The sequence below is a fragment of the Cytophaga sp. genome (assembly GCF_051961495.1).
Classification (GTDB): Bacteria; Bacteroidota; Bacteroidia; order Cytophagales; family Cytophagaceae; genus Cytophaga.
This window is the reverse complement of sequence record NZ_JBQCDF010000245.1, coordinates 1-9,517: the sequence shown is the minus strand read 5'-3', so window position 1 is coordinate 9,517 and position 9,517 is coordinate 1. Positions and strand designations below refer to the sequence as shown.

2 protein-coding genes are annotated in these 9,517 nt (G+C 44.0%); both read right to left on the bottom strand.

Going from position 1 to position 9,517, the window contains the following annotated elements; all coding sequences use genetic code 11:
• Nucleotides 1–4,267, bottom strand: a 4,267-nt coding sequence (locus ACTHJT_RS13395) for a beta strand repeat-containing protein (RefSeq protein ID WP_440238995.1), incomplete at its 3' end; no start/stop codon positions are given.
• Between the two features lie 317 nt (nucleotides 4,268–4,584).
• Nucleotides 4,585–9,219, bottom strand: coding sequence for a beta strand repeat-containing protein (locus ACTHJT_RS13390; RefSeq protein WP_440238993.1), 4,635 nt, complete (start codon nucleotides 9,217–9,219; stop codon nucleotides 4,585–4,587).
• Between the last annotated feature and the right edge of the window lie 298 nt (nucleotides 9,220–9,517).

Here is a 9,517-nt window from a genome sequence, read left to right as displayed (position 1 = left end):
AAACGGAAGGCATCAAACCACTGTTTGGAATCTTATGTGCATCCAGATCCTGGTCAAAACCAGTGGTTGCATCATCATTGAACCGAACAACAGCTTCATCATTTTTCGTTGCTGCCGAATCTTCCAGGCGGATACGGATTACCGTATTTGATGCTGTCCTCATATAGACAGGATTCTGTGTACTTATACGCGCATTATTGTTAATGGAAACACTTGAAGTTCCTCCCGCACCTGTTAATTCTACCAATACAGCCTGCATTGCCGGTATGTATCTTGTCGCACCATTTGTGCCAACACCACCTACATAACTTCCATATCTGTTATTGGGAGCATCCCAGTAATAGATAGCCGCATTAACATTAGCATTTGTCCAACCGGTAGCATTATCCCAATCAATCGTTGATGGATACGGATTGGCCACCAATAAATACTTACCTGTTGCTGTATTCGGATATACAGGGCCTGTCAAGGCAAAGGTATGATCATAAGTACCTGTGAATACCAACGGTGCCGCAGCCGGAAGTGACAGAGAGAACCCTGTGCCTAATGGCATAGGTGTTGTTAAATTTGTAACAGCAGCCCAGTTTTGAGTAGAAAACGGACGGGTAAACATTTTCCAGTATGGACTCACATAGATTGGTGTTGTGGCTGCAACCTGTCCGGAGGTCACCCCACTGAATGGAGCCCCCATATAGTGTGTTTTTGCAGCAACCAGATCTCTTCTACCCGTAACAACACCTGAGATACTTCCGAGGTCTGAAGGAGCATAGCCGATATTACCGCCATTATCAAAATCAATGGTCAGGTTTGAGTTCGTTGTCAATACACCATTTGTTAGTGAAACTGTACCGTTTACAGTAAGTGCAGATTGAAGAGCTACTCCTGAAATATTATTTATAACTGTATTATATAATACCGGTACACCAGTTATACTTTGTGCAGTACTTCCTGTGAAATCAACGGTAGAACCTGAAAGCGCTGTAAATGTACCGTTATTAATTATGTCCCCGTATGCGTTCAAAGTACCGGTGGATGAAATTTTCAAAACTCCTCCGGGTTTAATTGTCAATACACCTGAATTTTGGTTTGTCGCAAGTGTTGGATTATTAGGCACACCAGCCGGAATAAACACAGAATCCGCCGCTGTTGGTACGGCCCCATAGTTCCAGTTATTCTTGTTTGCCCATGATATACCCACAGCTCCTGTCCAGGTAACCGGACAACTGTTCACAGTTGCAACAACAGCTGTTCTTGGAATACTTAAGCAACCGGAATTATTTGCCTGTGCATAAAATATAGTAGTTGCAGTAACTGTAGGACTATATGGAGAACCTGTAAATAAAACACTTCCCCCTGCAGCTACATTATACCATCTGATTGTACCTATGCTTGCAGTCGCGCTTAATGTCACCGTTCCCGAATTACACCTGCTATCCGGAATCGTTGCTGTAATTACAGGAACCTGATTCACTGTTACGAATACACTGCTTGCTGTACCATTACCACAGGTATTGGTAGGTGTCACTGTGATATTTCCCGAAGTTGTCCCTATCGTTGCTGTTATAGCACGTCCTGTACTCCCTGATATGATTGACCCTGACGGAAGTGCCCAGGTATAGCCGGTAGCACCTGTAACGGCTGAAATATTATATGCAACTAACGTTTGTCCTTCACAAACAGATACAGATCCGGTAATTGCTCCCGCTGCTGACGGAACAGTATTTACTGTTACTGACAGGGATTTCGATGTACCATTACCACATCCATTTGTTGGAGTTACTATAACACTACCGGCAGTAGCCCCCCAGTCAATGGTGATTGAATTGGTACCTGTGCCTGAAGCTATAGTTGCGTCAGATGGAACAACCCAGGTATAACCTGTAGCACCTGTTACTGAAGCAATACTGTATGCAATGCCCGTAGCCCCGGAACACACCGGTGTAGTACCGGTAATTGTACCCGCTGCCGAAGGAACCGTATTTACTGTTACTGCTAAAGAACCAGCCGTACCATTACCGCAGGTATTGGTTGGTGTTACTGTTACGTTCCCTGCCGTTGATCCCCAGTTCACTGTAATTGAATTGGACCCCGCACCTGTTACAACGGTAGCACCTGATGGAACAGCCCAGGTATAACCTGTAGCGCCCGTTACCGAAGCAATACTGTATGCAATGCCTGTAGCCCCGGAACAAACAGGAGTAGTACCGGTGATTGTACCCGCTGCTGATGGAACGGTGTTTACTGTTACTGCTAAAGAACCAGCTGTACCATTACCGCAGGTATTCGTTGGTGTTACTGTCACGTTTCCTGCCGTTGCTCCCCAGTTCACTGTAATTGAATTGGTACCCGCACCCGATGCAACGGTAGCTCCTGATGGAACAGCCCAGGTATAACCTGTGGCACCTGTTACCGAAGCAATACTGTATGCAATGCCTGTAGCTCCGGAACAAACAGGAGTAGTACCGGTGATTGTACCGGCAGCAGAAGGGACAGTATTTACTGTTACAGCCAGAGATTTTGAAGTACCACTCCCGCATCCGTTTACAGGGGTTACGGTTACATTCCCTCCCGTAGATCCCCAGTTCACGGTAATAGCAGTTGTTCCGGTACCCGAAGCAACAGCAGCGCCTGAAGGTACAGCCCATGTATAACTTGTAGCTCCGCTTACTGAAGAGATGCTGTATGCAACACCTGTAATGCCGGAGCATACAGGTGTAGTACCGGTAATTGTACCGGCAGCAGAAGGAACAGCGGAAGATATTGTTACTGCCAGTACTGACGATGCAGAGCTTCCTCCACAAGCATTCGTTGGAGTAACAATGATATTACCACTGCTTGTCCCCATGGTGACAGTTATAGAGTTTGTATTTGAACCGCTTGTAATCGAAGCACCGGAGGGTAGTACCCATGTATACCCGGTTGCCCCGCTAACAGCTGCAATGCTGAAAACATTACCTGTTGAATTCTGGCACAAGCTGGCAGAACCTGTTATTGATCCCGGACTTGTTTGTATCGGAGTTACGGTTATAGCCTTTGTAGCATTATTTGAATAACAACCTGTTTTGGCCGTAACTCCAATGCTACCGCTTGTTCCTCCTATTAATACAGTTATAGATGAGGTTCCCTGACCGGACGTAATAACTGATCCTGCCGGTACTGACCATATATAATCGATAGCGTTGGTAGTTGCAGCCGAGTATGTTTGCAGTGTATTCTGGCAAACAGCAGCTGTTCCAGTAATTGATGTTGAACCAAGAAAAACAAGCGAACTGGATGAATTCGCATAAACCGGATCGCTGTATTTAGTACATGAAACGGTCGCTCTTACCCGATAAAATGTTTTGGAGTTACCCAGGCCACTTACAGAATACGTAGCATTTGTTGCACCGGAAATATCTGAATATGTACCCGTTTGTGATGAAGATGAACTCCATTGATACGTTGGTGTTGGAGATGCTGGAACCACTGTAGCTGTAAATGTCTGAGAGCTCAAAATACTACACGCATCTAAAGATGCCGGCGCAGCACTTACAGTAAAGCCTGAACATAAATTCCTTCCGTTACAACCCGGGCCGTTACAATTGGGAACTACGCCAAATACCATACTGGCATTGATTCCTTTCATATAACCTGTCGTTGTAAAATCTCCCGAACCCGTAATGGCTGCATCGGCTGCCTGGCCGTCGTAATTACCATTCACGGTTAATGTCCCGTCAACCTGAATCGTACCATGGTTATTCAGTAAGTTACCATTCACAACCAAAGTAGCTCCAGACTCAACATATATAGCAGTATTCGATTCGTTAAATCCGGGAAGCGTCAAGGTATATCCACTTCTTACATATATGATCCCGCCGTTTAAATTAAACCCCGACCCTGTAAACGTAACGTTTGCACGAATATCAAGAATGGCTCCTGATGACATGTTTAATGTTCCGGAGCCGGACGATGTTGCATTAAAAGTATATACAGCACCTGAGGATGGGCTCATGTTGCTGTTCAGGGTTACCGGATTATTAATATTAACAATATCACCATTACCGGGAGTACTGCCTGTTGACCAGGTTGAGCCTGTCCCCCAGTTTCCAGCAGCAATAGAATTTACTGTTGCAGCATTGATATCCGTTAATTGAACAAAACAGAAAATCAAACACCATGCACAGGTATAAATAAATTTATTTTGAATAATTAAGTGTTTGTAAAAAGCACTCAGGGTTTTGAAAAAACAATTGGGGGAATTGTTTTTTCCCGGTAAAGTATAATCCATATTCAGTCTTATTGAGGTAGATTAAACTGATAACGGTCATCTTTTAGAAAGGTTTTTCTCAAACTAAGCTTATTTACATATAATAAAAATAAAACTCTGTTAAACAGCCGTTTGATAGAATTGATCAAAAAATTGAATTACATAAAAATAACGACATTAATCTACTAATTAACAATTGTTATTACTTATAAGTTTTTTTTACAATAAAAATGACACTCAAATAATTATATTTCAACTCATCCATTTTCAAACATACATAAAACAAAAAAGCTCCTGGATATCCAGGAGCTTTTTTGTTTTATAATGCTTACTTGTTTTTATTTCACTAAAACAATCATTCCTGCAAAAGTTTCAGTACCCACATGTACTTTTACAAGATAAGTGCCGGACTGCAGATCCAATGGTATAAAGGTTGAGCCTGCTGATAAATTTTTACCTGCCATAACATCTATACGATTACCGGTAACATCCATAATTTCAATTTCAGCCTCAAGACCGGCATAACGTTGTGTTTGTACATAGAAGCCCGCTCCGGTAGCGGAATTAATGGCTAAGCCAGATGTGCTGTTTGTTCCCTGAACACCTGTACCAGTACGTAACTGCAATTCAAAACGATCTTCATCATCTGTTTGTTCGCCTGTAAATGAATATGCTTCTTTAATTGTTTGTTCTATTCCAAGCTTCTTATCCAGCAATATATATTCAATATCAGGGTTATCATTACTTACTGTCAGCGTATACTTGCCATCTGCAGGTAATTTTACTGCTACTGGAATATATGGTGCAGCATCCGGAGAAGCATATGAATTGATTGAATACATATCTGTATCCGATGTGGTATAAATAGATGGTACAGAATCACCATTTAACAACTTTGCCGCGTCCATTTCTGGATCAAAGTTATTCGTTGCATGCTCATTGAAACGTACTATAGTTTCATCATTTTGAATTCCTTCTGAACCCTCAACACGAATACGGATCACAGCATCTGCAGCAGCAGTTCTAAAGTAAGCAGGGTTCTGAGTACTTATACGTGCATTATTATTAATTGAAACGCTTGAACTTCCGCCTGAACCTGTCAAGGCTACCAACACAGCCTGCATGGGAGGAATATATCCTGTAGCGCCATTTGTACCTATACCCGCTGCATAACTGGCAGCCCTGTTATTCGGAGCGTCCCAGTAATAAATAGCATTTCCTACGTTCGTCTTTGTCCAACCGGATGCATTGTCCCAATCAATCGTTGATGGATATGGATTAGCAACAAGAAGAAATTTACCTGTGGCTGTATTTGGATATACAGGACCAGTCAACGCAAATGTATGATCATAAGTACCCGTAAATACCAATGGTGCAGCTGAAGGAAGAGACAACGAGTATCCTGTACCTAATGGCATTGCAGCAGTTGAACTTGTAACCGCTGCCCAGGTTTGAGTTGAGAAGGTACGGGTAAACAGCTTCCAGTATGGGTTTACATAAAGAGGAGTTGTTGCCGCAACCTGGCCGGAAGTTACGCCGCTGAACGGCGCTCCCATATAGTGCGTTTTCGCAGCAACCAGATCCCTTCTACCCGTAACAACGCCTGCAATACTTCCCAGGTCTGAAGGGGCATAACCGATATTACCCCCGTTATCAAAATTAACTGTCAGGTTTGAGTTTGTTGTTAATGCACCGTTTGTTAACGAAACTGTACCGTTCACAGTAAGTGCAGACTGAAGAGCAACACCTGCATTATTATCTATAACTACATTATACAATACCGGCACACCTTGAATGCTTTGGGCCAGATTACCTTTGAAAGCAACCGTAGAACCAGCAACTGTTGACAGCGTCCCATTATTGATCAGATCACTGTACATCGTTAATGTACCTGTTGATGCTATACTTACAGATGCACCAGAATTAATCCGCAATTTATAAACAGGGGTATTGGTTGTTAATACCGGATAATAAGTTACTCCGGAAGGAATGATTACCGTATCAGATGCTGATGGAATATAACCATAACTCCAGTTGGAGGAAGTATTCCAGTCTGTACTTGTCACACCTATCCATGAAACCGCACATGTATTGATGGTAGCATCTACAGAAACTCTTGATGTCGATGTACATCCGTTTGAAGTAGCCTCAACATAGTATGTAGTGGTGGATGATAGAGAAGGGATAGTATAATTATTTCCTGTATACACACTTATGCCATTTGCCGAAACGGTATACCAGACAACAGAACCCGCGCTTGGTGTTGCACTTAGGGTAATAGCACCTGTACCGCATCTTGCAGCGGGTACAACATTGGTTATGGTTGGTATATTATTCACCGTAATTACCACGGCTGAACTTGTTGCAGTTGTCGGCGACGCGCAGGTTGCCGTACTCGTCATCGTAACCGTATAGCTGTCGTTGTTCGCTGCTGTTGTGGTTGTATAGGTAGCGTTTGTTGCACCGGAAATCGCAACACCACCCTTTTTCCATTGATACGTCGGTGTACCGCCATTGGTTGGTGCAGCCGTTAAGGTAATGCTTGTACCGGCGCAGATGGTGGTTGCTGAAGAACTCGCGCTCACGCCTGGTGTAAGAACCGGGTTCACCGTAATCACCACGGCTGAACTTGTTGCCGTTGTCGGCGACGCGCAGGTTGCCGTGCTCGTCATCGTAACGGTATAGCTGTCGTTGTTCGCTGCTGTTAATGTTGTATAGGTTGAATTCGTTGCGCCGGAAATTGCGACCCCGCCCTTGTTCCATTGATAGGTTGGTGTACCGCCGTTCGTTGGTGCAGCCGTTAAGGTAATGCTTGTACCCGCACAAATCGTAGTTGCAGAAGAACTTGCGCTAACACCCGGTGTAAGAACCGGGTTCACCGTAATCACTACGGCTGAACTCGTTGCTGTGGTTGGCGAAGCACAGGTTGCTGTGCTGGTCATCGTAACGGTATAGCTGTCGTTGTTCGCTGCTGTTGATGTTGTATAGGTAGCATTCGTTGCACCGGAAATCGCAACGCCGCCCTTGTTCCATTGATACGTCGGTGTACCGCCGTTCGTTGGTGCAGCTGTTAAGGTAATGCTTGTACCCGCACAGATGGTAGTTGCTGAAGAACTCGCGCTAACACTTGGTGTAAGAACCGGGTTCACCGTAATTACCACGGCTGAACTTGTTGCCGTTGTCGGCGACGCGCAGGTTGCTGTACTCGTCATCGTAACGGTATAGCTGTCGTTGTTTGCTGCTGTTGTGGTTGTATGGGTTGAATTCGTTGCACCGGAAATCGCAACACCACCCTTTTTCCATTGATACGTTGGTGTACCGCCGTTGGTTGGTGCAGCCGTTAAGGTAATGCTTGTACCCGCACAAATCGTAGTTGCAGAAGAACTTGCACTCACACCCGGTGTAAGAACCGGGTTCACCGTAATCACCACGGCTGAACTCGTTGCCGTTGTCGGCGACGCGCAGGTTGCTGTGCTGGTCATCGTAACGGTATAGCTGTCGTTGTTCGCTGCTGTTGTGGTTGTATACGTAGCGTTTGTTGCACCGGAAATCGCAACACCACCCTTTTTCCATTGATACGTCGGTGTACCGCCATTGGTTGGTGCAGCCGTTAAGGTAATGCTTGTACCGGCGCAGATGGTGGTTGCTGAAGAACTCGCACTAACACTTGGTGTAAGAACCGGGTTCACCGTAATCACCACGGCTGAACTCGTTGCCGTTGTCGGCGACGCGCAGGTTGCCGTGCTCGTCATCGTAACGGTATAGCTGTCGTTGTTCGCTGCTGTCGTTGTTGTATAGGTTGAATTAGTTGCACCGGAAATCGCAACCCCGCCCTTGTTCCATTGGTACGTCGGTGTACCGCCATTGGTCGGTGCAGCCGTTAAGGTAATGCTTGTACCGGCACAGATGGTGGTTGCTGAAGAACTCGCGCTAACACTTGGTGTAACTGAATTTACGGTAATTACTATGGCAGAACTCGTTACTGAAGCTGGCGACGGACACGTGGCTGTACTCGTCATTGTAACCGTGTAACTATCATTATTAACTGCTGTCGTTGTTGTATAGGTTGAATTGGTTGCACCGGAAATGGCTACGCCACCTTTTTTCCATTTATACGTCGGTGTACCGCCGTTGCTTGGTGTAGCTGTAATTGTAATGCTTGCTCCGGCACATATAGTAGTGGCAGATGATGAAATGCTTACGCTTGGTGTTACGGTAGCAGTTGTTATTACAACCCGCTGCGGAGAATAAGTTGTACAACCGGATTTAGTTGCACTTCTTCTGTAATAAGTAGTTGTTGAAACTATCCCTGGCGAATAGTCTTCATTGGTAGCGCCGGATATATTGGTGAAAGATGACCCTGTAGCACTTGACTGCCATTGGTATGTTGTCGAAGCAAGTGTACTTCCATCCCAGGTGCTTGCCGAAGAACCTGCACAGATGGATTGATTTGCTGTAGATATGGTATTTGCCATGCTGCAGGAAAGATTATTACCGCTGCATGGACCTGCACTACAATCACTGCCTGATCCGAAAATCAATCCGGGATTTCCGCCATCACTTGTAGTCATGGAACCGGATGAATTCACTGTTCCTGAACCAATGATTTCAGATCCGCCACCGCCATTATAATTTCCATTTATGTACAAATCCCCGTCAATCGTTACCTGGTCACTGTTATTACTGTTATTTACTTTTCCATATACAACCATAAATGCTCCTGCATTTACATTGACAGTAGAACCATTTTGAAAATCCACGACTTGAGTAGTGGCTGCATTTCCAACCGTCCCCACAGTAAGTGTAGCAGGCGCCTGAACAATCAATATACCACCATTATTAACTGTTAATGTGGTGTAGGTTGTATTGGTTGTAATTGTAAGTGTTTGTCCATTTCCTACTGTAATATTCTGCGCTTTAGAAAGGTTACATATCATCAGCAAAACTACCAGTGGGATGTAAGATAATTTCACATTATTCGTCGCTGACTGAAGACTTTGCAGTAAATAAGAAAATTCAACTCCGGAAATATTTTTGCCGAAATTGAATTTAACGGGGCTTAATATTCTAAAAATTGTATTAAAACTCTGTAAAAGAATTGAATATCGCTTTTTCATTGGCCTTATTTTTTTAACATTAGTTAAATTAATGAAAATAAATAAGGGTCAAATCTTGCCTTTTTTACAGTATGTATGTAATAATGTTATAACACATATTAACAAGTGTTAAAATTCAATTCCATAAAATGAATACATGCATAAACGTCTGAAA